Raw genomic sequence first — 261 nt, 5'->3', positions numbered from 1 at the left:
TCGAACCCGCGACCCCAACCTTGGCAAGGTTGTATTCTACCACTGAACTACTTCCGCAAGACATGTATGAGTTATTTAATTAAAAGTGCGGGTGAAGGGAGTCGAACCCCCACGCCAAAGGCGCCAGATCCTAAGTCTGGTGCGTCTGCCAATTCCGCCACACCCGCATATTAATTTATTTAAGAAAAATGGGGCGACTGATGGGAATCGAACCCACGAATGCCGGAGCCACAATCCGGTGCGTTAACCACTTCGCCACAA

Annotated in this window: 1 tRNA gene; it reads right to left on the bottom strand. The window is 50.6% G+C overall.

From position 1 onward, the window contains the following. Positions 1-86: 86 nt before the first annotated feature. A tRNA-Leu gene (locus HFD78_RS29230) sits at positions 87-167 on the bottom strand. Positions 168-261 lie beyond the last annotated feature (94 nt).

The organism is Bacillus sp. EKM501B, assembly GCF_011800505.1.
Lineage (GTDB): Bacteria > Bacillota > Bacilli > Bacillales > Bacillaceae_G > Bacillus_A > Bacillus_A cereus.
The sequence above is the reverse complement of the archived record's forward strand: the minus strand, read 5'-3'. Positions and strand labels throughout refer to the sequence as shown.